Here is a 24,579-nt window from a genome sequence, read left to right as displayed (position 1 = left end):
AGACCCATGGACACCATAAGCAGGGCATTACATCACATGGACCGGAGCGCGAACGAATGGGAGCACCTGGCCCCCATTCCCTTCGAGGAGTTCCTGAAGATTCTCGTGGCCAATCCCACGCGGGTCATCCGCAACGTCTTCCAGGTCTTCAATGACATGGTCATGAGCCACATCGACATCGGCGCCGATGAGTATCCCGACGACCCCGAATCGATCCATTTCATCCCCTATGACTGTCGCCGCCTCTTCGTGGAGGGGACCGACCATCCCTTCTTCGCCGACCGCCTCTTCGCCAACCGGTTCGTGGGGCTCGTGGAGGCCCTGAAACGGGGTTCCCTCCAGAACAAGATCTATGTTTTCGAGGGGCCGCCGGGAAGCGGCAAGAGCACCTTCCTCAACAACCTGCTCCTGAAGTTCGAGAACTACGTCAATACCGACGCGGGAGTACGCTACGAGGCGGTCTGGCGTCTGGACCGCCAGGCATTCGGGGGGTTCACCCGGCACGAGACAGCGGTTTTTCTCGACAAGCTTTCCAAGCTCCTGGAGGAGCACGACTTCAGTCAGGATGAACTCCTGGCGGCGGAGCACGCCCTCCATCCGGGGGATGACTACGTGGAGATCCCCTGCCCCTCCCACGACAATCCCCTCCTCGTGATCCCGAAGCAGCTCAGGCGCCAGTTCTTCGACGACCTGTTCAAGAATGACGAGATGAAGTGGCGTCTCTTCACCGAGAAGGAGTACGAGTGGCTCTTCCGCGACACCCCCTGCACCATCTGCAGCTCCCTCTACCAGGCGCTCCTGGCCCGGCTGAAAAGCCCGGCGGCGGTCCTCGGCATGCTCCACGCCCGCCCCTACCGTTTCAACCGGCGCCTCGGCGAGGGGGTCAGCGTCTTCAACCCCGGCGACAAGCCGATGCGTAACAGTGTCTTCACCAATGAGATGCTCCAGAGCCGGATCAACGCCATCCTCAAGGACAGTAATCTGGTGAAGTACCTCTTCTCCGAGTATGCCAAGACCAACAACGGCATCTACGCCCTCATGGACATCAAAGGGCACAACACCGACCGGCTCATCGAGCTCCACAACATCGTGAGTGAAGGGGTCCACAAGGTGGACGACCTGGAGGAGAACGTCGACTCCCTGTTCCTGGCCCTCATGAACCCCGAGGACAAGAGTAACATCGAGGGGTACCAGTCGTTCCTGGACCGGGTCGAGTACATCAAGATACCCTACGTGCTGGACCTCAACACCGAGGTGGAGATCTACCGCAACACCTTCGGCAAGCACATCGACCACAGCTTCCTGCCCCGGGTCCTCCACAACTTCGCCCGGATCATCATCGCGTCGCGCATGGACGAACGCTCCTTCGCCATGCACGAGTGGATCCCCGAGCCCCACCGCTACAGCACCTTCTGCGATTTCAACCTCCAGCTTCTCAAGATGGAGATCTATACCGGGTTCATCCCTCCCTGGCTCACGGAGGAGGACCGCAAGCGCCTCACGGCCAAGCGGCGGCGCCAGATCATCTCCGAGGGGGAGAACGAGGGGCACAGGGGCTTTTCGGGGCGCGACGCCCTGAAGATCTTCGGCGAGTTCTATTCCACCTTTGCCCGCAAGGACAAGCTGATCACCATGACCATCCTCATCGCCTTCTTCACCAAGGTCCACCCGGAGCTGGGGAAGCAGCTTCCCAACGGCTTCCTCGACGCCCTCAGGGGGCTCTACAATTTCACCATTCTCCAGGAGGTGAAGGAATCGCTCTACTACTACAACGAGGAGCAGATCTCCCGGGACGTTCAGAATTACCTCTTTGCCATCAACTTCGAGCCCGAGGTGGACGAAACCTGTACCTGGACCAGGGACAAGCTCCACATCAGCGAGTCGTTCTTCGAGGGGATCGAGAGCCGTCTTCTGGGGGCCAATGGCCGCGACCGGGCGCAGCGTCTCGCGTTCAGGAAAGAGATCCAGCGGGAGTACGCCGCCCACACCCTGGCCCAAGAGATCCTCTTCGAGGGGAAGGGAATCACCGCTACCCGTCTCTACCGGACTTTGTTCGACAAATATGTCTTCAACCTGAAGGAGAAGGCCTTGGACCCCTTCCTGGAGAACGTCAACTTCCGCCGCGCCATCAAGGATTTCGGGAAAGAGGAGTTCAAGACCTACGACAAGCGGATCCGCGACGACGTCACCTTCCTCGTCAACAACCTCTGCAGCAAGTTCCGCTACACCAAGAACGGCGCCAAGGAGGTCTGCATCTACGCCATCGACAACGACCTGGCCAAGGCGTACGGCAGCACCTGATGAACGGCTAGCCCCTTCTTCAGCCGAAGGGGATCAACTCGATGATGGTAACCTCGGGGGGGGCCAGGAAACGGAGCGGCGGACCCCAGGTGCCGCTGCCGCGGCTCACGGAGAGGGCTGACCCGTTCGCCAGCCGATAAAAGCCGTCCATGTAGGGATAGGAGAGACGGACCAGGAGCCCGAAGGGGAAGAGTTGGCCGCCGTGGACGTGGCCCGAGAGCTGGAGGTCGAAGCGTCCAACGGTCTCCCCGTCGATCCGGGGGCGATGCTTGAGAAGGATGGTGAAACGGTCGGCGGGAAGTCCCGCCAGGGCGTTCCGTTCGGCATGGGGCGGCGAAGGGGCTGCGGGGTCGTCGACCCCGGCGATGTTTACCGCTCCCCCGGCGGTCATCCCCTCCCCCCGCAGGACCGTAAATCCTCCCCTGCGAGTGAAACCGATGGCTTGGTCGAGACCGACGTAAACCTCGTGGTTGCCGGTTACCGCGAACTTTCCGTACCGGGGCGAGAGCTCCGCCAGTGGTTTCTCCAGAGCCGACAGGTCGTCGATCTGGCCGTCCACCAGATCCCCCGTCGAGACGACGATGTCGGGCCTGGCCTCCCTGACTCTGGCCAGGATATTCTCAAGCCGTTCCTTCCGTACAATCAGACCCAGATGGACATCGGAAATTTGCGCTATCGTCAGCTTCGGGATCGTGGCGGGAAGTTTCGTGGTGGGGATAACGATCCGCCGGGACCTGATGTGTCGTGCCTCCATGTAGCTCGACAGGCATGCCAATACTGCGTAGGCTGCGGCGATGCCGAAGGCGGCCCTTCTTCCGATGATCAGGAGGGACGGGTCGCGCTGCAGGAGCGTTCCTCCCCCCTTGAGAACGAGGTGAAAGAGATCCATGGCAAGAGATGCGGAAAAGAAGAAAAAGAGGAGGCCCATCCAGAGATAGCCGGTCCAGGCCAGGAAGCGGGCTGTGAATTCCCACCCCTGCCGCTCGGTGATACGGACGAGGACCGGCGCGATGGCCATGAGCGCCAGGAAAAAAGCGAGGAGGGTGCCTATGGATGGGCCGAAGCCGAAGGCCCCCCGCGCCTTGACGAAGAAATAGGCGTGAGTGCCGCCGTAGACCAGGAAAAAGACGAGCAGAAAGAGGTTCACGACGGTTGTTACTCCCTGGTGGCAAGGAAATGGGGCACAGACGTTCCTCCGACGCGCATCCTAAGGCTCCGGATTGTCGCAGGACGGGCACGACTGCTCGCCACTTTCCGGATCAATTTCCAACTCCGCGCCGCACACCTCGCATATCCCCTCGGTCTTCTCTCCCGTTGCCCACGTGCGGTAGGTCTCCCCGAATCGCTTTGAACCTTCCATGTGTGTACCCTCCGTTTCGTTACGCAGAAGATAAGGTACCTGTTCATGCCCCGCAAACCTGATAATTGTATCACGGAGCGGCAGCGTGGCTACGGCGCCATTCGACGCTCTGCGGGCAGGGTCGGTTTTCCTCTCAAGAAAGAGGCGGGGGATGCCGATAAGAGCTGTGAGTCCAAAAGGTTAGGGACCAGGCACAGGAGGGTAGCCCATGAATGTCGACAACCGGATTGCCAGGGCCGAAGAGCTGCTGGCCACGATTCCCGAACTTCCAACCGTCCCGACGGTTATTGTCAGCATTGTACAAAAACTTCACGACCCCGAGGTGGATATTCAGGAAATTCTCGACCTTCTCCTCATGGACCAGGTGCTGACGATCAGGCTCCTGCGGCTGGCCAATTCTCCCTATTACAGCACCATGAAAAACATCGTCTCCCTGAAAGAGGCGATCCTATACCTGGGGCTGGATCACATCAAAGAGGTCATCTACACCTGCTCGATCGTCGACCTGTTCAGGGAAGGAAAGGGGGTCATCGATCGGGCAACACTCTGGTCCCACGCCCTTGGCGTCGCCCTGGTCTCCAAGAGGATCGCCAAAAAGGTCGGCTACGCCGAACCGGATAATGCGTATATTGCCGGGTTGCTCCACGACATCGGCGAGGTATTCCTCAACTACTATCTCGAACCGATGTTTGCCCAGATCGCCCAGAAGGCCAAGGCAGAGGGGCATTCCTTCCACGGGGTCGAGTCCCTGTTGCTCGGCACCACCCACAACGAAGTGGGTCACGTCATCGGCAGACGGTGGAATGTTCCGAAATTCGTGACTGATGCCATGCTCTACCATCATGAGCCGACCCACGCTCCCCAGGATGATGCCGGCCTCGTTTCCATCATCGCCGTCGCTGACCAGTTCTGCCGCTGGCGGAGCATCGACTACGGCGGGTATGAGGTGAGCGAGGGGGGCGAGACCGAATACGCGGCGTGGTGCCGCATGGCCGGGCACTTTCCCGGCATCGATGCAGACGCCATTGAGACGATCCTCCGTGACCTGGACAACGCCATTGAAGACATCAGGCTCCAGGTGGAATCGATCTTCCTGTTCATCTGAGAGCCCTTGTTGCGGCAGACGCCAGTGATGGGCATCACCTCACGATGGGGCATTCATGTCGCCCCTGGGGCGTCGGGACCTGCCGATCAGTAGATGCACGATTTTGCGGGCGAGGAAGGCAAAGACAAGGAGAAATACCACGACCACTCCCAGCATCAGAAGGGGGTGTGTCAGGGCGATCAGGGAGCCGCCCACGGCGAAGAGGTCCTCCACCAGGCTTGCCCCGATGTTGCTGATGGGCTCCGGGCTCTGGTTGAGGATCACACGGGTGCCCGCCTTTGCCGAATGGGCGGTGAAGCCGATGCCGCCACAGGCGAGGACGATCGCCACCTGAATCCACGGATCATAGTTACCGATAACGGTGTAGCCGAGCACCGCGGCCCCGATCGGGCGGATAAAGGTGTGGATCCCGTCCCAGACCGTATCGACGAGGGGAATCTTGTCCGCCAGGAATTCGACAACGAAACATGCCGCCGCAATGGCAAGCACCCGCCAGTCGGCAAGGACCGAAAGCCCTGCCAGCCTTTGCGGAAGATGGAAGGAGCCGAATCGCAGGGCAAGGCCAATGGCAAGGATTGTCGTGTAGAGCCTCAGCCCCGAAAAGAGTGCGATGCCGGTGGCCGTCCCCAGCAGTGCCAGTATATCCATGGTGAATCATCCCGGTCCGAACGTCGGTTGTATTCTCCTCTTCGCCAAGCCCTGACCCTCGGGTTTCATTCGACCACTTCGAGCACGCCTTCCATCCCCTTTTCCCGGTGGCTCTTGAAGAAGAGAAGTTTCTTGTCGCAGTACATGCTGTACCTGCCGGTCTTGACCGGGGTGAATTTCACGATTTTCGGCTCCTCACCCAGGCTGACATCAAAGACAATCCCGGCCTCCGGCGAGTTCATGGCGATATTGTGGGGAACCATCCCCGCTTCTTTTCGTACCTTCAACTCCACCGGCACGTTCACCTTGACAACGATATGGCCCGGTTTGAAGAAGTAGCTCCCCCCAACGATTTCCACATGCTGGATCCCGTCGCTGCCGATGGTGGCAAAGTAAGGTTTTTCCTCCTCCTGGGAAGCGACAGCCGCAAGGCTGCCTGCCGCCAGCATCATCACGATGGCGATAGTTGTTTTCATTGAAGGACTCCTCTGTCGCGGTTTGTAAGGTAATTCTAAGGCGCGAGGCGTGCTTGTCAATGGAAGGGAGAGGAGTGGAAGTATTACATCTCCACCCGCGTCACGACACCCTGGAGGCGGCTGGCCGGCAGCTTGTGGAACTGGACGAAATTTGGGGTGAGCTTTTTGAAGACCGAGAAGACCCGCCAGATGGGGTTGCGGGTGGAGATGTCCTCGACCCCGTAGAAGATGACCTTCTCCTGGATGCCGTTCGCCTTGAGGAGCGCCTCAATGTCCACCACCTCCATGTACCCGGCCTCGATCCGGAAGGCGTCAAGCCCCGGCCCGATGCCCTTTATCAGCTCGGTCTCGACCCCCAGGGGTTCGTCGGTGATGACGAGGGAGATGAAGACGTTGCGCTCGTAGATGATGTTGCTCCGGATGATGCAGTGGACCACGTAGGGGGGGACCACGTCGGTATCGCGGGTGAAGAAGAGACCGGTCCCCCGGATGGGCCCCTTGGCGTAGATCTGCTCGTAGGAGAGGAGGAAAGTCTCCAGGTCGAGGGGTTTCAGGGCGTGGTAGAGGGAGCGCTGTCCCCGGGTCCAGATGATGATGGTGACAAAGGGGATTGACGCCAGGATCAGGGACCAGTAGGCCCCGTGGGGGATCTTGGAGAAAGTGGAGAGGAGGTACGCGGCGTCGATGAGGGTGATCACCAGGGCCACCAGGGCCCGCCACTTCTTGGTGGTGTGGGCGAAGACGATGATCATCATGATGCCGGTGATGGTCATGGAGCCGGTGACCGCCATGCCGTAGGCGGCGGCCAGGTTCTCGGACTTGCGGAAAAGGAGCATCACGAGGATGACCGCCACCATGAGGAACCAGTTGACGGCCCCCAGGTAAATCTGGGATTTGATCTCCCGGGAGGTGTAGTCGACCCGCATGAGCGGCAGGAGCCGCGTGGTGATCCCCTGGTAGACGATGGAGAAGACCCCGCTGATGATGGACTGGGAGGCGATGATGGTGGCCATGATGGTGAGAATGAGGAACGGGATGTAGAGGGTCGGCATCTGATCCCTGACCATGCCGAAGAGGAGGTTTTTCGCCTCCGGGTGGGTAATGGCGAAGACCCCCTGCCCCAGGTAGTTGAGGTAGAGGGCCATGAAGACAAAGTACCACGACTTGACGATGGGGCGTCGCCCCAGGTGTCCCATGTCGGCGTAAAGGGCCTCGCCCCCCGTGGAGCAGAGGATCACCTCGGAGAGAACGAAGTAGCCGGCCAGGCCGTTCTCCCGGAAGAAGGTGAAGGCGTGCCACGGGTTGATCGCCTCCACAATCTCGGGCATGGAGAGGGCGGAGACGACGCCGGTGACGGCGAGGGTGCTGAACCAGACCGCCATGATGGGACCGAAGGCGCCGGCCACCCGATCGGTCCCCTTGAACTGGACTGAGAAGAGGCCGATGGCGATGGCGGCGGCGATGGCGACAAGGGTCCCGGTGGAGAGCCCTTCGAGGCCGGGGATCAGGAGGAGCCCCTCCACGGCGGAGAGGATACTGATGGCGGGGGTGATAACCCCGTCGCCCAGCAGGAGTGATACCCCCACGAAGGAGAGGAAGCCGGCAAAGGCCACGAGACGCCCCGTCTTCACCAGCTTCATGATGATCTCCCGCAGGACGATCTCCCCCCCTTGCCCTTTGCGCCCTAGGCTCATGGCGAGCCAGGCGTACTCCATGGTCACCAGGATCGTCATAGTCCAGAAGACCAGCGACAGGATGCCGAAGACGTTCTCCTTCGTCGGCTGGGTTAGGGTGAAGATGACGGTAAGGGTATAAATGGGGCTCGTGCCGATGTCGCCGAAGACGAGACCGAGCGCCTTGACGATTCCCCCCAGTGAGGCGTCTCCCTTATGCTGGTCCATGGCCGGTCCCCTTCGCGGATTACATCTCCACCCGCGTCACGACGCCCTGCAGCTTGCTGACCGGCAGCTTGTTGAACTGGACGAAGTTGGCGGTCTGCCGCTTGATGGTCGAGAAAACGCGCCAGATGGGGTTGTTGGTGGCGATGTCCTCGATGCCGTAGAAGATGACCTTTTCCTCGATTCCCTTCTTCTTGAGGAGCCGCTCGATGTCAACCAGTTCCATGTAGCCGGCGAGGATCTCGAAACTGTCGAGCCCCGGCCCGATCCCCTTCGTGAGATTGGCACTGACGCCAAAGGGCTCGTCGGAGCGGTTCAGGGAGACGAAGACGTTCCGTTCGTAGATGATGTTGCTCCGGATGATGCAGTGGATCACATAGGGGGGGACCACCGCCGTCTCCCGCACGAAGAAAAGCCCGGTGCCGGGAATATTGTGCCCTTTGGCGTAGATTTGCCCGAAGGAGAGGAGGAACGTCTCCAGGTCCAGGGGCCTGAGCGCCCGGTAGAGGGCTCTTTGGCCCTGGGTCCAGATGATCATGATCGCCAGGGGAATCGAGGCAAGGATCAGGGACCAGTAGCCGCCGTGGGGGAGCTTGTGGAAGTTTGCGAGCAGATAGGTCAGATCGATGAGGGTCACCGCCAGGGCGATGGGGACCTTCCACTTTTTGGTGGTGTGGGAGAAGATCATGGTCATCATGATGCCGGTGATGAACATGGTGCCGGTGACCGCCAGGCCGTAGGCTGCAGCCAGGTTCTCCGATTTCTTGAAGATGAGCATGATGAAGATGACCGCCACCAGCAGTGACCAGTTGACGGCGCCGATGTATATCTGGGATTTCAGGTGCGTGGAGGTGTAGTCCACCTTCATGAGAGGGAGGATCCGGGTGGTTATCCCCTGGTAGACGATGGAGAAGACCCCGCTGATGAGGGCCTGGGATGCGATGATGGTGGCCATGATGGTGAGGCAGAGGAAGGGAATGTAGAGAATGGGCGCCTGGCTCTTCACCATGGAGAAGAGAATGTTCGTTTCGTTGGGGTTTCTCAGGATGAAGGCCCCCTGCCCCAGGTAGTTGATGACCAGGGCGCTGAAGACGAAGTACCAGGCCCGGATGATAGGCTTTCGCCCCAGGTGCCCCATGTCGGCGTAGAGGGCTTCTCCCCCGGTGGCGCAGAGGATCACCTCCGAGAGGATGAAGAACCCGGCTAGGCCGTTGTGCATCAGGAAGGTCACGGCGTGATGGGGGCTCACCGCGCTGACGACCTCCGGAGTGCCGGCGATCGACACGATCCCCGACAGAGTCAGGGCGCCGAACCAGATGACCATGATCGGCCCGAAGGCGCCGGCCACCTTGTCGGTTCCCTTGAACTGGAAGATGAACAGTATGAGGGCGATGACCGCCGCAATGAGGATCAGGACCCCCTGGGCGAGGTTCTCCCATCCCGGGATCAGCCGCATCCCCTCCACGGCGGAGAGGATACTGATGGCCGGCGTGATGATGCCGTCCCCCAGGAGGAGCGAGACCCCCATGAAGGCGAGAAAGCCGACGAAGGCCACCTGGCGCCCCGATTTCAGGAGCCGGACCAGGATCTCCTTGAGAACGATGGTCCCCCCCTCCCCCTTGCGGCCGAGGCTCATGGCGAGCCAGGCATACTCCACGGAGACGAGGATGATGAGGGTCCAGACGATGAGGGAGAGGATGCCGAGGACATGCTCGGCGTCCGGTTTCGTCAGGGTCATGATGACCGTGAGGGTATAGATGGGGCTTGTGCCAATGTCGCCAAAAACAAGCCCCATGGACTTGATGATTCCGCCCCAGAACGATTCCGCGTGTTCCTGCACCATCCGTGCATCCTCCAAGGCTCGCGAGCCGGTGCCGGGCATCGGGATGCGAGCCAATGTATACAGCCGGCCCCTTATATCACTTAGCACACGGCGGCACAAGCGCAAACCGGCTCCCTTTCCGGCCATTACCCTTGACCTTCTCTCCCCGCTTCGGGTAGTCTGAACGGATGACAAAACCGTACGAACAGCCGAAAAAACCGGAACTTCTCGCCCCGGCCGGCTCCCTGGAGGCCTTCTTCGCCGCCATGGAGAAGGGGGCTGACGCGGTCTACGCGGGGCTTCGGGAGTTCTCGGCCCGGGCCAAGGCGAAGAACCTCTCTCTCCCCCAGATGGAGCGGATGGTGGCCTATGCCCACGGCCTCGGCCGCAAGGTCTACATCACCCTCAACACCCTGGTGAAGGAGGGAGAGCTGCCACAGCTCGTGGAGACCCTCGCCGCCCTTGAGGCCATGGGGGCCGACGCCGTTATCCTCCAGGATTTGGGCGTGGCCCGCCTCATCCGGGACCACTTTCCGGGCCTTCCCCGCCATGCCTCCACCCAGATGACCATCCACAACCTCCCCGGCGCCCGGATGCTCAGGGATATGGGGTTCGAGCGGGTGGTCCTGGCACGGGAGCTCCACCTCGACGACATCCGCCATATCAGCCGGGAGTCGGGGGTGGAGATCGAGTGCTTTATCCACGGCGCCCTCTGCTTCGCCATCTCGGGTCAGTGCTACTTCTCGTCATTCCTCGGGGGGCACAGCGGCAACCGGGGGCGCTGCGCCCAGCCCTGCCGCCGCCACTACCGCTATCGACAGAACGAGGGGTACTTCTTCTCCACCAACGACCTCTCCACCGTGGACCTCATCCCCGACCTGGCCGCCGCTGGGGTCTCGTCCCTGAAGATCGAGGGGCGGATGAAGTCGGCCGAGTACGTGGCGAGCGTGGTGGAGGCCTACCGCCTCGTCCTCGACGCCCCGGAGCGCAAGCGGGCCGAGGCGGCGGCCCGGGCCAAGGAGATCCTCAAGTTTTCCTTCGGCCGGGTCCCTACCAAGGGGTTCATGGCGTCCCGCACCCCCACCGATATCGCCATCCCCACCCTCCGGGGGGCCACGGGGCGTTTTCTCGGGGAGGTGAAGAGCGTGCGGGGGGACCGGCTCACCTTTGAAACGAAAGACCGCCTCTTCGTGGGGGACCGGGTCCGGGTGCAGCCCAAGAGCGACATGGCCGGCAAGGCCTTCACGGTGAAGGATATCTTTGTGGGGAAGGAGCGGGTGAAGTCGGCCAGGGAGCGGAGCATCGTCACGGTGGTGTCCCCTTTCGCCTTCAAGGCGGGGGACGCGGTCTTCAAGGTCTCCTCCGAGACCGCCTTCACCATGAGCGAGAACGCCTGCCTGAAACGCCTCGACGCGGTCAAGCCGGGGAAGATCCCTTGTGCCCTTGAGCTTTCCCTTGCCGGGGAGACCCTCCGCATCGCAGCCCGGGCCGCCGGTGCCGAATTTGCCGCCGAGTTTCCGGTCGGCCTTCTGGAGCCCTCCACCACCAGCGACATGGCAGGGGTCCTTCGGGCCCAGTTCTCCCGCACCGGCGAGACCCCCTTCGAGCTCCTGGGCCTTGACGCTCCGGGCTTCCCCTCGGTTCTCATCCCGCCGGCTCGGCTCAAGGATATCCGTCGCGACTTCTATCGCCGGCTGGGAGAGAAGGTGGCGGCCGGCGTTGCCCAGCGCCGGGCCGAAGCGCGGAAACGGGCACTGGCTTCCCTGGTCCCGCCGGGGCACCCGCGTCGTGAGGTCAAGAGCGAGGTGACGGTCCGGATCGAGCACCTGCGCGATGCCGCCATCCTTCGCCAGCAGGGGGTTGACGCCATCATCCTTCCGGTCTCTCGGGCCAACATCCACCAGGTTCCCCTTGCGGCGCGCAAGCTCCGGGGGGATGAGGGGCGGATCATCTGGCACCTCCCCTTCGTCATCTTCGACGCGGACCTCCCCTTCTACGAGGAGGCGGTCGCCCTCCTCACGGGGCAGGGGTTCCGCCGCTTCGAGCTCTCGAACCTCTCCCACTTCCCCCTTCTTGCGGGACGGGACGTGGAGCTCTCCACCGACTACCGCCTCTTCTCCCTCAACACCCAGGCCATCATGGCGTGGCACGAGCTGGGGGTGACCACTTCCACCCTCTACATCGAGGACGACGTGGAGAACATGGCGGTACTCCTCGGCGCGCCGGTGCCGGTGCGACGGCGGGTCCTGGTCTACGGCGGGGTGCCGGCCATGACCACCCGCGTCGCCATCAAGGGGGTGAAGGGGGACGCCCCCCTGGTCTCCGACCGGGGCGAAGAGTATGAGGTGGCGGTGCGGGGAGACCTCACCACCATCACCCCAGCGGTCCGCTTCTCCGTCACCCACTTCCGGGGCCGGCTCCAGGAGGCGGGGTGCGGCTCCTTCGTGGTGGACCTCTCCCAGGCCCCCCGGGAGCGGTGGCGCCCCATCCTCGACGCCCTTGCCCGGGGCGAGGGGGTGCCGGGGACGAGCGAATTCAACTTTGTCATGGGATTGGTATAGATACTATGGGAAACAGCACCGACTCGATCATCACCGACTATCTCGTCCGCGTCATCGCCAGGGACGGCAGCATCCGGGCTCTCGCCTGCGTCACCACCGGCCTCGTGGGTGAGCTCTGCCGGCGCCACGGCACCTGGCCCACGGCCTCGGCGGCCCTGGGGCGGGCCGTGACCGGCGGCGCTCTCATGGGGGCGCTCCTGAAGACCGGCCAGCGGGTGGCACTCCGCTTCGAGGGGAACGGCCCCCTGAAGAAGATCCTCGTGGAGGCCGACGCCAACGGCGCCGTCCGTGGCTGCGTGGGGAACCCGGAGGTGAGCCTCCTGCGGGAGGGCGGCAAGCTGGACGTGGCAGCCGCCATCGGCCAGGCCGGGCTTCTCACCGTCACCAAGGACCTGGGGCTCAAGGAGCCCTACACGGGGACGGTGCTCCTCTACACGAGCGAGATCGCCGAGGACCTCGCCTACTACCTGACCGACTCGGAGCAGGTGCCGTCGGCGGTGGGGCTTGGGGTCTTCGTGGAGCCCGACGGCGCCGTCGCCGCTGCTGGCGGGTTCCTCATCCAGTCGCTCCCCCCCCACAACGACGAGGCGGTGGACCGGCTCATGGAGCGGATCGGCGCCATGCAGCCGGTCACGGAGCTCCTCCGGCAGGGGAAGAGCCCCGAGGGGCTCCTGGAGTACCTCTTCGAGGGGATTCCCTACGACACCCTGGAGAAGCGGGCACTGGCCTTTGTCTGCTCCTGCAGCCGGGTACGGATCGAGCGGGTCCTCATATCGCTTGGGCGCGACGACCTCGCCTCCCTCCTCGCCGAACAGGGGGAGACCGAGGTGACCTGCGAGTTCTGCCGGGAGCGCTACCATTTCGGCCGCGATGACCTTGAGCGTCTCCTTGCCGGGATTTCAGCAATGTAGCGCTCGTCCTCGCAAATTCCTCCGCCGCGGGTATACTTTTTGGTGATTCCCCCACGCAGCGGAGGCCAACCATGACAATCCACGACATCACGGTTCCCCTTTCTCCCGACCTTCCCGTCTACCCCGGCGACCCGCCGGTCACCTGCGAGCCGGTCACCCGCATCGCCCGGGGAGACACAGCCAACGTCACCCGCATTACCATGACCACCCACAGCGGCACCCACCTGGACGTGCCGGGCCACTGCCGCGATGGCGGCGCCACCGTGGACCACCTCCCCCTCTCCCTTCTCATGGGGAAGGCCCGGGTGCTGGACATCCGCGGCGAGCGGGCCATCGGCCGCCATGAGCTTTCCCGTCTTCCGGTGCGGGGAGAGGAGCGGCTCCTCCTGCGGACCGACAATTCCCTCCTCTGGGATAGCCCCGGCTTCCAGGACGATTTTGCCCACCTCACCGAGGAGGGAGCCGCGTTTCTCATCGAGGCGGGAGTCCGGCTCGTGGGGATCGACTACCTCTCCATCGAGGGAATCGCAAGCGGCATCACCGTCCACCGGATGCTCCTGGACGCGGGGGTTGTGATCTTGGAGGGGATCACCCTTGCCGAGGTGGAACCGGGTGAGTACGAACTGGTTTGCCTTCCCCTTAAGATTGCCGGCGGGGACGGCGCTCCGGCCAGGGCCATCCTCCGGGGGAGGGAACCGAAGGGGGGAGAAACCCCCTTCGACCCCCACACGACCCGTTGGCCCGTGGCCTGACTGGGGGCGCCATGGCAGGATCACGGAAGATCGTCAGCGCCCGGGAGCTGGACCTCCTGCGCCGCCTTCTCCGGGAACGGACCGAGGAGCTGGAGCGGGCCAACGAGCGCCTCTTCATGGCCACCCAGGTGAAATCCGAATTCCTCTCCCACATGTCCCGGGAGTTCCAGCGTCCCCTGGACCGCATCGTCGACTTCGCCTCCTGCCTCCGGGACGGCGCCATGGGGGAGGTGAACCCCGAGCAGCGGAGTGGCCTCGACGCCATCGTCATACGGGGGATGCGGCTCCAGCGGATGCTGCAGCGGGTCCTGGAACTCTGCAGCAGCGATCTGGGGATGGCGGTCTTTCTTCCCAAGGAGTTTCCCGTCGAGGATGCCCTTGAGCGGGTGGTGAAGCGACTGCGGGAGAGGGCCGAGAAACAGGGTGTGGCCATCGATGCCGGCTGCGTTGATGGGGGAACCCTCCTGGCCGACGAAGGGAAGTTCTCCTTCATTATTGAAGAGTTGGCCACAAATGCCCTCAAGTTTTCACCCCGGGGGTCACGGATCACGGTGCGCCTGCGGGACGTGACCGGAGGCCTGGAGGAGCGGTTTCTGGAAGTGGCGGTTTCCGACCAGGGGCCGGGCATCCGGGAGGAGGAACTGGGGCAGATCTTCAAAAGCTTCGAGATGGGGAGCGGCGTGATTGCCAGCCCCGGAAGCCTCGGGCTCGGGCTCGCCCTGGTGAAGCACTTCGTGGACCTTCACGGGGGGAGGATATCCGTCGAGAGTCAGGCCGGTGAGGGGAGTTCTTTCACCGTCCTCTTCCCCAAGGGTGGTCCTTCGGTGCGCATGGTCCGCACCCCCCGGGTTCTTGTGGCCGGTCTGGAGGAGGACTTCGCGGGGCCTCTTCTTTCGCGGCTACGGGACGAAGGGTATGAAACCATCACTGCCGGCGGCGGTCAGGACGCCCTGGACAAGGGGATTTCCATGGCCCCGGACCTCTGCATTCTGAGCCTCTCCCTCCCCGAAGTGGGAGGGATCGACGTCTGCCTGCGACTCAAGGCCCACGAACGGAGTAAGCAGATCCCGGTCATTATCACCGCCCCCTATCCTGACCGCTCGGCCAAGGTGGGAAGCGCCCAGGCGGGGGCCGACGGTTTTTTCGTCCTCCCGGCCGAAACGGAGGAGCTCTTCCTCAAGGCCCGCAGCCTCGTCGCTCAGAAGTTCAATTACGATTTCCTCAAGCGCAATTACGAGATCGCCGCCAGCGAGGCGTTCACCGATCCCCTTACCGGCCTCTTCAACCTGCGCCAGTTCTGGTTGAGCCTCGACCACGAGCTGGCCCGGGCCCGCCGCTACGGCAGGCACTGTTCCCTCGCCATGATCGACATCGATTTCTTCAAGCAGTACAACGACCGGCACGGGCACCTGCGCGGCGACGAGGTGCTGAAGGAGATCAGCAAGCTTTTCGTTGCCAGCATCAGGAACTCCGACATCGCGGCCCGCTACGGCGGAGAGGAGTTCGTGGTCATCATGCCTGAAACCGGCCGCGACCTGGCGCTCATCGCCGGGGAAAAGCTGCGGCGGGCCGTGGCCGAGCACCCCTTTTCCCTCCAGGAGACCCAGCCGGGCGGTCTCCTCACGGTAAGCGTCGGCATCGCAACCTTCCCCGACGACGCCACGACGGCCCGGGAGCTGGTGGATGCGGCGGACCAGGCCCTCTACCGGGCCAAGGGGCTGGGAAGAGACCGGGTGGAGAGCCGTTCCCCGTAGTCTGTGGCGTCCCGGACGGCGGGTGGTATACTGGAAAGTGTAAGAATACTGCAGGCGATTGGGCGGAAGGCAGGAAGCCTTCCGGGAAAGGGGTGTGACGCCTATGACAACTCCACGTGGATCAGCGCGGTTTGGCGTTGAGGAGCACGGCAAGAGGGCAGCCCGCAGCACGGATGTCTACCTGCCGGCTGAAGGTAAGGAAGAGGCGGTGGTCTGCACCGGGTGCAAGGCTACCTTCTGGGGGAAACGGTGGTTCAACGAGGGTGACGAAGGGGCAAAGTTCCCCGCCGGCCATCTGCCCCACAAGGGGGTCTGCCCGGCCTGCCAGCGGATGAAGGACAATAACCCCGCTGGGGTTGTCACCCTGTCCGGCGACTACCTCCTCAAGCACGAGGAGGTGATCCTGAACGCCGTCAAGAATGTCGAGGCGAAGGCGCGGGCCAAGAATCCCCTGGCCAGGATCATGGAGATCGGCCAGGAGGCGAATGTCATCACCATCCGCACCACCGACGAGAAGCTGGCGGAAAAGCTGGGGAAGGAGATCTACAAATCCCACAGCGGGAAGCTCGGTCTCCAGTGGAGCCAGGACGAGGGCTTCGTTCGGGTGAACTGGACACGGTGACGCAGAAAAGGCGACGGAAACGTCGCCTTTTTTTGTGAGATAACCCCGAAAAGGCATTTGAACACTGAGCAACGGAGCAACGAAGTAAAACCTGAGAAGTAAAGGCGCTATTTCTTCTTTAAGAAGCACGCCTGGAGATTAGGCAGAATTTTAAGCAAACAGTTAATTGTAATTCTCCGTTGCTCCGTTGCTCAGTGTTATTGCATTACAACAAGATGCCCCGGTTGGCGCATGCGTCGCGGAAGGGGTCGTCGAGGGGTGCCTCAGCAGTGATAGGACGCCCGTCGGCAGCGGTGAAGGACATGGCTCGGCAGTGGAGCATCATCCGTGGGGCCTTTTCGCCGCCGTAGGTGGCGTCGCCGACGATGGGAAGACCGCAGTGGGCCAGGTGGACCCGGATCTGGTGGGTGCGGCCGGTGAGCGGGCGGGCCTCCACGAGAAAGCCGCCGGTCCCCCGGGCGATGACAGCGAAACGGGTCAGCGCCTCACGGCCCGGGGTGGCCACCCCGTAGCGGGCGCTCCCTACCTTGGCGATGGGGGCGTTGACCTCCCACTGGTCCGATGCCGGCTCGGCCGTAACAAGGGCCCAGTAGACCTTTTCCACCCTCCCCTCTTTCAACTGAGCGGAGATGTGGGCCGCTGCCCTCTTTGTCTTGGGGAAGATCATCACCCCCGAGGTCCCCCGGTCGAGACGGTGGATCACCCGGGCCGGCTCCTGGCTACCGAGGGTGCGCAGGTAGAGGGTGACCGCATGCTCCACGGTCCCCTTGAGTTGGTAGGGGGTCCGCTGGCAGTTGAGCCCGGCCGCCTTGTTCACCGCCAGGTAGTCGCCGTTCTCGAAGAGGAGGTCATCACGGGTGTAGGCCAACTCCTGGTAGCGCTCCGGCTCCATGACGCCGAGGACGATCTCCTCCCCGGCCCGCAGCGTGCGGGAGGCGACCCGCACCATGGCGCCGGCCACGGCGCATCCCCCCCAGTCGATGATCTTGCGGACACGGGTCTTGGAGAGCTGCGGGAAGAGCCGCACCGCCCCGTCGTCGAGACGCATCCCCGCCTCCCCTTCTCCTACCCGGCCGGTGAGGATCATGGCAATCCAGCCTTGGCCCGGAAAAGGGCAATGATAGTCTTGCCGTCGCGGATGCGGCCGTCCGTCGCCATGGCGACAGCCTCCTCAAGGGGGACCCGCACCGTTTCAATCTCCTCGTACTGCTCCGGGTCGGCCTCCCCCTGGGAGAGTCCGGTTGCCAGGTAGAGATGGATCGCCTCGTCAAAGACTCCCGGTGAGGTGAGGATGACACCGAGGGAGTCGAGCCGGGTCGAGGAGAGCCCCGTCTCTTCGGCCAGCTCCCGGAGGCCGCATGCCGCCGGCTCTTCTCCCGGATCGAGGCGGCCGGCCGGGATCTCAAGCAACGTTGCATCCACCGAGGGGCGCAACTGCCGGATGAGGGTCACCGTGCCGTCGTCGTGGAGCGGCAGGACGCCCACCCCTCCCGGATGGCGTACAACCTGGAACGTGTGCCATCCCTTGTCGCCTATCCGTACATCCATCTGCTCAATGTCGACCACCAGCCCTGTGAAGGGGATGGTGCGGTTGCGGGTGTCCATGGCATTTCCACCTTTCAGCAAATGAGGCGAGCATATCACTAAGCGGGGAGAGAAGGGAAGAAGGGGCTTGGTCGCGGCAGTCGTTTAATTTCTCAAGAAATGGGACATGTTACCGAAATAATACTGTAATGATGAACTTTATGGTGACCGTTACCTAAGGGTGCCCATGGGACGGATGAGCCTCAAAACCAAAATTGCAGCCTTCGTGATGCTCATTATGTCTACCTGCATCCCCTTGGCCGCTCACCTCACGCTCTCTTTTCTCGAGAATGAATACGCTCGCGGTGTGGAGGCCCAGCAGACCACTCTCGTGACGAGGCTAGCCAAGGATCTGGACGACAAGCTCGTGGTATCCCATGACACACTCGTCTCCGCGGCCCGGAGCTGCACCGCCGGTCACCTTGCAAGCAGCCGGAGGGCGCGGGAATTCCTGAACACGCTGCCGGCCCTCGGCTCCATCTTCGACAACGGGGTGTTCCTCTTTGCCGCCGACGGGAAGCTCCTTGCCTCCACTATTGAAGAAGTCATCCGGCCCGGCATGGACTTTTCGGACCGGGAGTATCTCCGTGTCACGGTGGCAACGGGGAGGCCGTATATCTCGTCTCCCTATATCTCCCGGCAGTCCCTCCGGCATCCGGTGATCATGTTCACCGCACCGATATTCAGCCGCGACGGTCGCCTGGTGGCACTCCTTGGCGGCAGCATGGATCTCATGAAGGAGAATTTCCTCGGTTCCCTGTCCGACGCGAAGGTGGGGCGCACCGGATACTTCTATCTCTTCACCGCCGACGAAACCATCATGACGAACCCCCATCGAGGGACCATGCTGAACTTCGGCCTGCCACCGGGGCTGCGAAGCCTCTATGCTCGCGGCGCCGGCGGCGTGGCAGTTTCCGGCGAGACGATCAATGCGCAGGGAGAAACCGTCGTCACGACAGTGAAGCGGCTGGGCGCGGCGCCGTGGATGCTTGCAGCCGATTACCCGGTGGCCGAGGCCTATGCACCGATGCTGGCCACGGAACGTTCGGTCCGGACCTGGATCATCCCCGCCGGGCTCCTGATCGCCATTGTCGTCTGGTTGTTCATGCGTCGCTTGATGACGCCGATGCTCTTCCTTGCGGAACAGATCAGGGGGATTGAGGAAAGCGGCGCCTACCGCAACGTGCTCATAAACTCCGGCGACGAGATCCAGGCGGTGGCCGACGCCTTCAACAGCCTCATGAACCGGCTTCGCGACAACGAGGAAAAGCTTGTCCTCCTCTCCACCCGCGACTCCATGACCGGCCTTTACAACCGGCGCTTTTTCGAGGCTGAGATGGACCGGATCGACCGGGGGCGCCACTTTCCGGCCAGCGTCATCATGGTCGACGTGGACAGGCTCAAGTGGGTGAATGACACCTCGGGGCATGCCGCCGGAGACCGGCTGATCGTCATGGCGGCCTGGGCGCTCCAGGAGGCGTTTCGGGCAGAGGATGTGGTGGCGCGGGTGGGGGGGGATGAGTTTGCCGTGATTCTCGAAGGTACCGACGGGGCTGCAGCAGCTGAAGCTCTGGTTCGCTTGCGGGGAAGCGTAGCCGCACTCAATGGCGGGTCAGCGGAGTGCGGCTTGAGCCTCTCGCTCGGCGCGGCAACGACCGATGCTCCCGGCACCCTGCGTGACGCCTGGCGCCTGGCCGACCGGCGGATGTACGAGGACAAGTCTCTCCATAAAGCCGGGATGGAGACGAGGTGAGGCGGTTTCGGGGCAGGGGGAGGCGGGGGGGGTTACAGGGCACAGCGCAGCAGTTTCACCCCGTCCCTGAAGAGGATCTCCACCTTGTTGGGCTTGGTGACGGTCACAACGATGCCGATGCCGAAGACGGGATGGGAGACGACCTCGCCGGTGCGGAAGGGGCGGTCCATGGCATAGGGGGTGGCCGTGTCCGGGTCGACCCTCTCCATGCTCAGTTCCCACTCCGACGGCCCCTTCGGGACCGGCTCCCTGCGGGGGCGACCCGCCGATGGGGTGCGGGGGGAGGCAGTGCGCTGGGAAGAGGAACGCTCGACCGGCTTCTTTTCTTCCTGGGGCTGGTGGTAGTTGTGCTGGCCGCCGCAGGTGTTGCACTGGACCCGGACAATCCGCTCCCCCACCATCGCCACGATGGTGTGGTTCAGCACCGCCCGGCACCGGGTGCATTTCGCCTCGACAATATCTCCTGCTGAGCGCTTCCTGACGATCATTCTTCCACCTCGCAATATTTCCCCCGAAAGGGACGGCGTTTATAGCACTTTGCCCCTGACGTGTCAAGGGAGTTCCCCCCACCGTCGCGCACGTCGGTATGGACCTGGCTGCCGCAACAATGCTATGCTTTCACATTGCGGTAGTGAAGATCAGTATTTCCAGGATGCATACGAGGTGTAACGCACGTCATGAACGTCGAACAGATGAAAACCGTCCTGCGGGAAATCCTGACCAGGACCGATCTTACTCCCTGCGTGGTGGGGCACCGGGGGGTCGGGAAGACCGCCGGGATCGTTCAGCTCTGCCGGGAGTTGGGGAGCAGCTACGTGCCGCTGCGCCTCGGTCAGATGGAGGTGGGGGACCTGGTCGGCATCCCCTACCGGGAGGGGAAGGTGATGAACTGGTCCCGCCCCTGTTGGTGGCCCGCCGATGACGAGCCGGCCACGGTCATCCACTGCGACGAGCTGAACCGGGCCCAGCAGGAGGACACCCTCCAGGCCATATTCCAGTTCGTGGAGCCCCCGGCCGAGGGGATGCGCCGAGCCCTCCACACCCACTCCCTCCACCCGAAACACAAGGTGGTGGTGACCATCAACCCCCCCGACGGCACCTACCAGGTGGCAACCCTGGACCGGGCACTCATCGACCGGATGGTGATGCTCTACGTGGAAACCGACTACCACTGCTGGGCCGGCTACGCCGCGGCCCGGGATCTGGACACCGGTGTGCGCCACTTCCTGGCCGCCAATTCCATGTTCCTCGCCAGCCAGGGGAGCCCCCTGGAGATGGATGCCGAGCCCACGGAGCGGGGATGGGAGATGGTGAGCATCCTCAGGAAGAGCTGTCGCTTCCCCAGGGACCTGGAGATGGAGATCTACGCCGGCATCGTCGGCAAGGAGGCGGCCATTGCGTTTCTACGCTGGTGCGCCGAGAACACCCGCCGCCCCGTCACCGCCGTCGAGGTCCTCAACGGCTGGGACGGGGTGCGGGAGCGCCTTGAGGCCCAGCGGGACGACCTGCAGGCTTCCACCATGGGGGACATCGTGGCGACCCTCACCGCTAATCCGCGGCTCGGAGCGGAGCAGGAGGAGAACCTGGTCCGCTACATCGACATTCTTCCCCGGGATATGCGGTTCGGCCTTGTGAAATCGCTTCTGAAGATCCCTCCCGTGGCCCAGGCCATCTCCCAGGACAAGTACGACGCCGTCGTCTTCGACGCCATCCGGACCATCAGCGCGGAAGCCCCATGACCACAATCACACCCCGGCTTACAACCCTTCCCAACGGCCTTCGTGTCGTTGCCGTGGAGATGCCCCACCTCAACTCGGCGGAGATCGCCGTCTACCTCAGGGTGGGGGGCCGCCATGACAGCCGCGAGAAGGCCGGACTCGCCCACTTCTTGGAGCACATGCTCTTCCGCGGCACTGTCGAGCACCCGTCGAGCCTGGAATTGGAGGCGGACTTCGAGGCGATCGGTGGCTGCATCAACGCCGCCACCGATGCCGAGACCACCTGCTACTACACCCGTGTCCACCCTGATCACGTGGCCGAGGGGCTGCGGCTTCTGTCGGTCATGCTCCTCTCACCACTCCTCACGGGGCTCGAGATTGAGAAGAAGATCATCACCGAGGAGGCCCTGGAGGATATCAACGAACAGGGGGAGGAGGTCAACCCCGACAACCTGGCGAGCCAACTCCTGTGGCCCGGCCACGGGATCGGCATGCCCACCATCGGCTATCTCGACACCATTGCCGGCTTCACCGCGGAGGATCTCCGGGGGCACATGGCCCGCCACTACGTGCCGGAAAACGCCGTCGTGGTGGCGGCGGGAAGGGTTTCTGTCGAGGAGGTATTTGCCGCTGCCGGCCGGGCCTTCGCATCCTGGAGCGGCCCCCCGGTGCCCGTGCAGGAATCGGTCTCCGATGTCCAGGACGCTCCGGTTTCCCTGTTTGTCAAGGACTCCGACAGCCAGGTGAACCTCCAGCTTGCCTTCCGGAGCTTTCCCCGGGAGGACCAGCGGCTGGCTGCTGCCCGGCTCATCCGGCGCATCCTCACCGGCGGCGGCTGCTCCCGGCTCCACCTGAACCTGCGGGAGCGGCTCGGCATCGTCTATTCGGTGGACGCCCAGCTTGCCACCTACGACGACACCGGCTGCTTCGCTGTGGAACTCTCCACGGCCCCGGAGAACCTGGCCGTGGCAGTGACGGAGGTGCTGCGCGAGACCCTGCGCCTGGCAACTGAGCCGGTGGGGGACGAGGAACTGGGCCGGGTTCGGCAGGGATATTTCTTCGACCTGGATTACAGCAGGGATTCCACCTTCGACATGCAGGTGCGCTACGGATGGGGTGAGCTCATGGGGATGGTGCGGAGCATCGAGGAGGACCAGGCCGAGGCCGGCGCCGTGGATGCCGCGGCGGTCATGGCCACGGCCCGGGAGCTCTTCGCGCCGGCACGGCTCAACCTGGTGGCCGTGGGTCCGGTGAAGGCGGCGGTCAAGCGGGAGATTGCCGGCATTGTCAGGCGGTACGAGGAGGGGTTCCGAGAAAATCTATTTTAAACACGGAGCAACGGAGAAAAATCTGAGTCGAAAAAAATCGGAAGCTAAGTGGTTTTCTCTGTTGCTCCGTTGCTCCGTGTTATTGCGTATTTTGGTTTTCGGATAATCACTTCGTCTCAATCACCCGCGCTTTGATCTTACCCACCACCCCGGCGATGGCCGCCAGGTCGTCGGGGCCCTCGCCTTCCACCAGCTTCACATGGGTGGCATCGACGGGAGCCTGCCCGAAGGTGGGGTCCACCTGCAGCCATCCCCCATCCACGTAGCTTTCGGCCCAGCTGTGGTAGAGAAATCCCTTCCCTTCCAGATAGGCGAGCCCCGAGACGAACCGGGTCGGGATCCCCGCGGCACGGGCGAGAGATGTATAGAGCCGGGCGTGGGACTGGCAGTTCCCCTTCCGTGATTTGAGGGTGTCGAGGGGGGAGGGGGCGTCGGTGACAGCGCCCTCCACGGCGGCTGCCACCCACTGGACGAGCTTTTCCACCCGCTTCCGGGGGATCGTTTCCTGGCCGACCACTTCCCTGGCCTGGGCAATGATGACGGGATTATCCGCCGGGAGCCGGTCCGTGGGCTCCGTGAAGCGCGTTCGCTCCGGATCGGCAAGGGGCGAGGCGGCGGTCTTTGCCGGTTCCACCGTGAACACCACCGTCCCGGCATCGGTCCGGCGGGTGGTTTGCCCCCCTCCCTGGATGAGGGACATGGAGGCAGGAATCCCGTCAAGCTCCATCACGAGCCGGGTCAGACTGGCCGCGTTGGCAAGGGGGGGATCGACCCGCACCAGGCTGAAGTCGAAGATAAGGTCCCGACGGGAGAGAGCCGCGGAGGCGATGAACTGCCGGGTGCGCCCCTCATCCTCGGCCACAGTTTCCACGAGGCCGTCCCGCACCGACTCCCGTATCGTATCCCCCGCGGCGTCCACCCAGATGTCGTTGTCAACGAGGGGGAAAAGGTCGTTGCGGATGTGGAGGGCGCGGGCCCCGTCCGGGAGGGGCTCGAATCCCACGACCGTCACGGTCACCTTCTTCACTTTCACCGCCTCCACATCGAGCATCTGGACCTGGAGGCGCTTCCCCTTGGCGGTCCCCTTCATGAGGGGGACGATGTTCAGGACCGGCGGCGGGAAAACGGGACCTTTAGCCGTCAGGAGCTTCTCTTTCCTTTCTCCACCCGCATTCACAACCACCTTGACTCCCTTGGGTGTCGCCTCCCCGGTAACTACCATGGGGGTTCCGTCAATGACCTGCTCCACCGCGAATGACCTGAGAGAGAGGTCGGTCCCCACGATATAGCGTTCCCGGGAAGATGCCTCGCGGGAGAACCCCATGACGACCATCTTCACGCTCCCCTCGGCCGTGATCTCGTACCCGCCGTCCTTCGCGGTGATGTTCTGGTGAGCGAAGCCGGTCCGCTCGTTTCCGAGAAAGATGCCGAACCACCGTTCCCCCACGGGAGGCTTTTGCAGCAGGGTAGAGGCTTTGGTTTCGGCGTTGACGGAAAGCGCCGTGACGAGAACGAAAAAGAGGATGCCGAGGCTCTGGGAAAAAAGGTGTATGAGGCGCATGGCGTGGGGGTTACTCCGTGAAGAGCGGCTCCTTGGTCGTTTCGGGACGCTCCTCCTTGCGGTCGAGAGTACAGCTGTTCCGGGTGGCAGAGGCCGTCCCCCCTTCGTCCTGGCGCTTGAGCAGGAGGGAGGCGAAGTCGAGAATCTCCTGCTTTTCGGCAGGATTCAGACGGCGAAATTCAGATATGAGACGGTGTTCGTCAAGGGTCAGGTCCATGGAGGGCTCCTTTGGCGGAATTGGTGGAAAATCGGCTGAATCTGAGGAGGTTATACCATAAACCGCAGAGGGGAGCAATTGGAGGCAAGGGAAGGCTTTGGCGGGCGAAAAGATGAAAAAACTTTGTATATTAATTAGTTAGAAATATTTTTTGTTGCAGGGGTGGCAGCAGCACGGTATACTATAGATGAAAGTATTGCGAGGGTCG

21 protein-coding genes are annotated in these 24,579 nt (G+C 62.9%); 10 read left to right on the top strand and 11 right to left on the bottom strand.

Annotation, left to right across the window (positions count from 1 at the left end; translation table 11 throughout):
- Positions 1-6: 6 nt before the first annotated feature.
- On the top strand, positions 7-2,301 hold the full coding sequence (locus tag KJB29_RS00910) for a serine protein kinase PrkA (protein ID WP_215732950.1): 2,295 nt from the start codon (positions 7-9) through the stop codon (positions 2,299-2,301).
- Between the two features lie 19 nt (positions 2,302-2,320).
- Here the strand turns inward: KJB29_RS00910 and KJB29_RS00905 are convergent, their stop codons facing one another.
- Both KJB29_RS00905 and KJB29_RS00900 read right to left on the bottom strand, forming a co-directional pair.
- Positions 2,321-3,448: a metallophosphoesterase gene (locus tag KJB29_RS00905; RefSeq protein WP_215732949.1), complete on the bottom strand. Its 1,128-nt coding sequence runs from the start codon at positions 3,446-3,448 to the stop codon at positions 2,321-2,323.
- Positions 3,449-3,508: 60 nt separating this feature from the next.
- A complete protein-coding gene (locus KJB29_RS00900; protein WP_004513801.1) occupies positions 3,509-3,661 on the bottom strand; it encodes a hypothetical protein in 153 nt (50 codons plus the stop codon).
- Between the two features lie 208 nt (positions 3,662-3,869).
- Here KJB29_RS00900 and KJB29_RS00895 point away from each other — a divergent pair, with 208 nt between their 5' ends.
- On the top strand, positions 3,870-4,766 hold the full coding sequence (locus KJB29_RS00895) for an HDOD domain-containing protein (protein WP_004513802.1): 897 nt from the start codon (positions 3,870-3,872) through the stop codon (positions 4,764-4,766).
- A gap of 39 nt (positions 4,767-4,805) precedes the next feature.
- On the opposite strand, the gene KJB29_RS00890 is transcribed toward KJB29_RS00895, so the two are convergent.
- The 4 genes from KJB29_RS00890 to KJB29_RS00875 all read right to left on the bottom strand — a co-directional run bounded on the left by KJB29_RS00890 (position 4,806) and on the right by KJB29_RS00875 (position 9,631).
- Entirely contained in the window at positions 4,806-5,414 is a 609-nt protein-coding gene (locus tag KJB29_RS00890; RefSeq protein ID WP_215732948.1) for a DUF4126 domain-containing protein, read from the bottom strand.
- A gap of 65 nt (positions 5,415-5,479) precedes the next feature.
- Entirely contained in the window at positions 5,480-5,890 is a 411-nt protein-coding gene (locus KJB29_RS00885) for a cupredoxin domain-containing protein (protein ID WP_215732947.1), read from the bottom strand.
- A gap of 83 nt (positions 5,891-5,973) precedes the next feature.
- Positions 5,974-7,791: a KUP/HAK/KT family potassium transporter gene (locus tag KJB29_RS00880; protein WP_215732946.1), complete on the bottom strand. Its 1,818-nt coding sequence runs from the start codon at positions 7,789-7,791 to the stop codon at positions 5,974-5,976.
- A gap of 19 nt (positions 7,792-7,810) precedes the next feature.
- Complete coding sequence (locus tag KJB29_RS00875; protein WP_215732945.1) at positions 7,811-9,631, bottom strand: KUP/HAK/KT family potassium transporter; 1,821 nt, start codon at positions 9,629-9,631, stop codon at positions 7,811-7,813.
- 167 nt (positions 9,632-9,798) lie between these two features.
- On the opposite strand from KJB29_RS00875, the gene KJB29_RS00870 reads away from it, so the two are divergent.
- The 5 genes from KJB29_RS00870 (at position 9,799) to KJB29_RS00850 (ending at position 16,210) form a co-directional block, all read left to right on the top strand.
- Positions 9,799-12,171: a peptidase U32 family protein gene (locus KJB29_RS00870; protein ID WP_215732944.1), complete on the top strand. Its 2,373-nt coding sequence runs from the start codon at positions 9,799-9,801 to the stop codon at positions 12,169-12,171.
- A 5-nt stretch (positions 12,172-12,176) separates the two neighbouring features.
- A complete protein-coding gene (gene hslO / locus KJB29_RS00865; protein ID WP_215732943.1) occupies positions 12,177-13,082 on the top strand; it encodes an Hsp33 family molecular chaperone HslO in 906 nt (301 codons plus the stop codon).
- 71 nt (positions 13,083-13,153) lie between these two features.
- The gene (locus KJB29_RS00860) at positions 13,154-13,834 is read left to right on the top strand and encodes a cyclase family protein (protein WP_215732942.1); all 681 of its coding nucleotides are present in this window, start codon (positions 13,154-13,156) and stop codon (positions 13,832-13,834) included.
- A gap of 11 nt (positions 13,835-13,845) precedes the next feature.
- Entirely contained in the window at positions 13,846-15,588 is a 1,743-nt protein-coding gene (locus tag KJB29_RS00855; RefSeq protein WP_215732941.1) for a diguanylate cyclase, read from the top strand.
- 103 nt (positions 15,589-15,691) lie between these two features.
- Positions 15,692-16,210 carry a BCAM0308 family protein gene (locus KJB29_RS00850; protein WP_215732940.1) on the top strand — a complete coding sequence of 173 codons (519 nt, stop codon included), beginning with the start codon at positions 15,692-15,694 and terminating at the stop codon, positions 16,208-16,210.
- A 205-nt stretch (positions 16,211-16,415) separates the two neighbouring features.
- On the opposite strand, the gene KJB29_RS00845 is transcribed toward KJB29_RS00850, so the two are convergent.
- Positions 16,416-17,297 carry an RluA family pseudouridine synthase gene (locus tag KJB29_RS00845; protein ID WP_215732939.1) on the bottom strand — a complete coding sequence of 294 codons (882 nt, stop codon included), beginning with the start codon at positions 17,295-17,297 and terminating at the stop codon, positions 16,416-16,418.
- The gene (locus KJB29_RS00840) at positions 17,294-17,815 is read right to left on the bottom strand and encodes an NUDIX hydrolase (protein WP_215732938.1); all 522 of its coding nucleotides are present in this window, start codon (positions 17,813-17,815) and stop codon (positions 17,294-17,296) included. Before KJB29_RS00840 ends, KJB29_RS00845 begins: the two co-directional genes overlap by 4 nt.
- 175 nt (positions 17,816-17,990) lie before the next feature.
- Between KJB29_RS00840 and KJB29_RS00835 the strand changes: the two genes are divergently transcribed.
- Positions 17,991-19,547: a sensor domain-containing diguanylate cyclase gene (locus KJB29_RS00835; RefSeq protein WP_246560087.1), complete on the top strand. Its 1,557-nt coding sequence runs from the start codon at positions 17,991-17,993 to the stop codon at positions 19,545-19,547.
- A 32-nt stretch (positions 19,548-19,579) separates the two neighbouring features.
- Here the strand turns inward: KJB29_RS00835 and KJB29_RS00830 are convergent, their stop codons facing one another.
- The gene (locus KJB29_RS00830) at positions 19,580-20,035 is read right to left on the bottom strand and encodes a hypothetical protein (RefSeq protein WP_011365620.1); all 456 of its coding nucleotides are present in this window, start codon (positions 20,033-20,035) and stop codon (positions 19,580-19,582) included.
- A 189-nt stretch (positions 20,036-20,224) separates the two neighbouring features.
- On the opposite strand from KJB29_RS00830, the gene KJB29_RS00825 reads away from it, so the two are divergent.
- The gene (locus KJB29_RS00825) at positions 20,225-21,286 is read left to right on the top strand and encodes a hypothetical protein (RefSeq protein WP_215732936.1); all 1,062 of its coding nucleotides are present in this window, start codon (positions 20,225-20,227) and stop codon (positions 21,284-21,286) included.
- Complete coding sequence (locus KJB29_RS00820; protein ID WP_215732935.1) at positions 21,283-22,593, top strand: M16 family metallopeptidase; 1,311 nt, start codon at positions 21,283-21,285, stop codon at positions 22,591-22,593. The genes KJB29_RS00825 and KJB29_RS00820 overlap by 4 nt, the downstream gene beginning before the upstream one ends.
- Before the next feature lie 106 nt (positions 22,594-22,699).
- On the opposite strand, the gene KJB29_RS00815 is transcribed toward KJB29_RS00820, so the two are convergent.
- Both KJB29_RS00815 and KJB29_RS00810 read right to left on the bottom strand, forming a co-directional pair.
- Positions 22,700-24,154, bottom strand: a complete 1,455-nt coding sequence (locus KJB29_RS00815) for a transglutaminase-like domain-containing protein (protein ID WP_215732934.1) — start codon at positions 24,152-24,154, stop codon at positions 22,700-22,702.
- Between the two features lie 10 nt (positions 24,155-24,164).
- Positions 24,165-24,371 carry a hypothetical protein gene (locus KJB29_RS00810; RefSeq protein WP_215732933.1) on the bottom strand — a complete coding sequence of 69 codons (207 nt, stop codon included), beginning with the start codon at positions 24,369-24,371 and terminating at the stop codon, positions 24,165-24,167.
- Positions 24,372-24,579: the final 208 nt, after the last annotated feature.

Source organism: Geobacter grbiciae, assembly GCF_018531165.1.
In the GTDB taxonomy this organism is placed as follows: Bacteria; Desulfobacterota; Desulfuromonadia; order Geobacterales; family Geobacteraceae; genus Geobacter; species Geobacter metallireducens.
Note: the sequence above shows the minus strand (reverse complement) of the source record. Positions and strands in the feature narration are given on the sequence as shown.

Coding starts and splice junctions, on each gene's coding strand:
- KJB29_RS00880 (WP_215732946.1), bottom strand. CDS start 7,791: ATGGACCAGCATAAGGGAGACGCCTCACTGGGGGGAATCGTCAAGGCG.
- KJB29_RS00830 (WP_011365620.1), bottom strand. CDS start 20,035: ATGATCGTCAGGAAGCGCTCAGCAGGAGATATTGTCGAGGCGAAATGC.
- KJB29_RS00850 (WP_215732940.1), top strand. CDS start 15,692: ATGACAACTCCACGTGGATCAGCGCGGTTTGGCGTTGAGGAGCACGGC.
- KJB29_RS00820 (WP_215732935.1), top strand. CDS start 21,283: ATGACCACAATCACACCCCGGCTTACAACCCTTCCCAACGGCCTTCGT.
- KJB29_RS00895 (WP_004513802.1), top strand. CDS start 3,870: ATGAATGTCGACAACCGGATTGCCAGGGCCGAAGAGCTGCTGGCCACG.
- KJB29_RS00825 (WP_215732936.1), top strand. CDS start 20,225: ATGAACGTCGAACAGATGAAAACCGTCCTGCGGGAAATCCTGACCAGG.
- KJB29_RS00840 (WP_215732938.1), bottom strand. CDS start 17,815: ATGGACACCCGCAACCGCACCATCCCCTTCACAGGGCTGGTGGTCGAC.
- KJB29_RS00845 (WP_215732939.1), bottom strand. CDS start 17,297: ATGATCCTCACCGGCCGGGTAGGAGAAGGGGAGGCGGGGATGCGTCTC.
- KJB29_RS00855 (WP_215732941.1), top strand. CDS start 13,846: ATGGCAGGATCACGGAAGATCGTCAGCGCCCGGGAGCTGGACCTCCTG.
- KJB29_RS00875 (WP_215732945.1), bottom strand. CDS start 9,631: ATGGTGCAGGAACACGCGGAATCGTTCTGGGGCGGAATCATCAAGTCC.
- KJB29_RS00860 (WP_215732942.1), top strand. CDS start 13,154: ATGACAATCCACGACATCACGGTTCCCCTTTCTCCCGACCTTCCCGTC.
- KJB29_RS00810 (WP_215732933.1), bottom strand. CDS start 24,371: ATGGACCTGACCCTTGACGAACACCGTCTCATATCTGAATTTCGCCGT.
- hslO (WP_215732943.1), top strand. CDS start 12,177: ATGGGAAACAGCACCGACTCGATCATCACCGACTATCTCGTCCGCGTC.
- KJB29_RS00870 (WP_215732944.1), top strand. CDS start 9,799: ATGACAAAACCGTACGAACAGCCGAAAAAACCGGAACTTCTCGCCCCG.
- KJB29_RS00835 (WP_246560087.1), top strand. CDS start 17,991: ATGAGCCTCAAAACCAAAATTGCAGCCTTCGTGATGCTCATTATGTCT.
- KJB29_RS00910 (WP_215732950.1), top strand. CDS start 7: ATGGACACCATAAGCAGGGCATTACATCACATGGACCGGAGCGCGAAC.
- KJB29_RS00890 (WP_215732948.1), bottom strand. CDS start 5,414: ATGGATATACTGGCACTGCTGGGGACGGCCACCGGCATCGCACTCTTT.
- KJB29_RS00815 (WP_215732934.1), bottom strand. CDS start 24,154: ATGCGCCTCATACACCTTTTTTCCCAGAGCCTCGGCATCCTCTTTTTC.
- KJB29_RS00885 (WP_215732947.1), bottom strand. CDS start 5,890: ATGAAAACAACTATCGCCATCGTGATGATGCTGGCGGCAGGCAGCCTT.
- KJB29_RS00900 (WP_004513801.1), bottom strand. CDS start 3,661: ATGGAAGGTTCAAAGCGATTCGGGGAGACCTACCGCACGTGGGCAACG.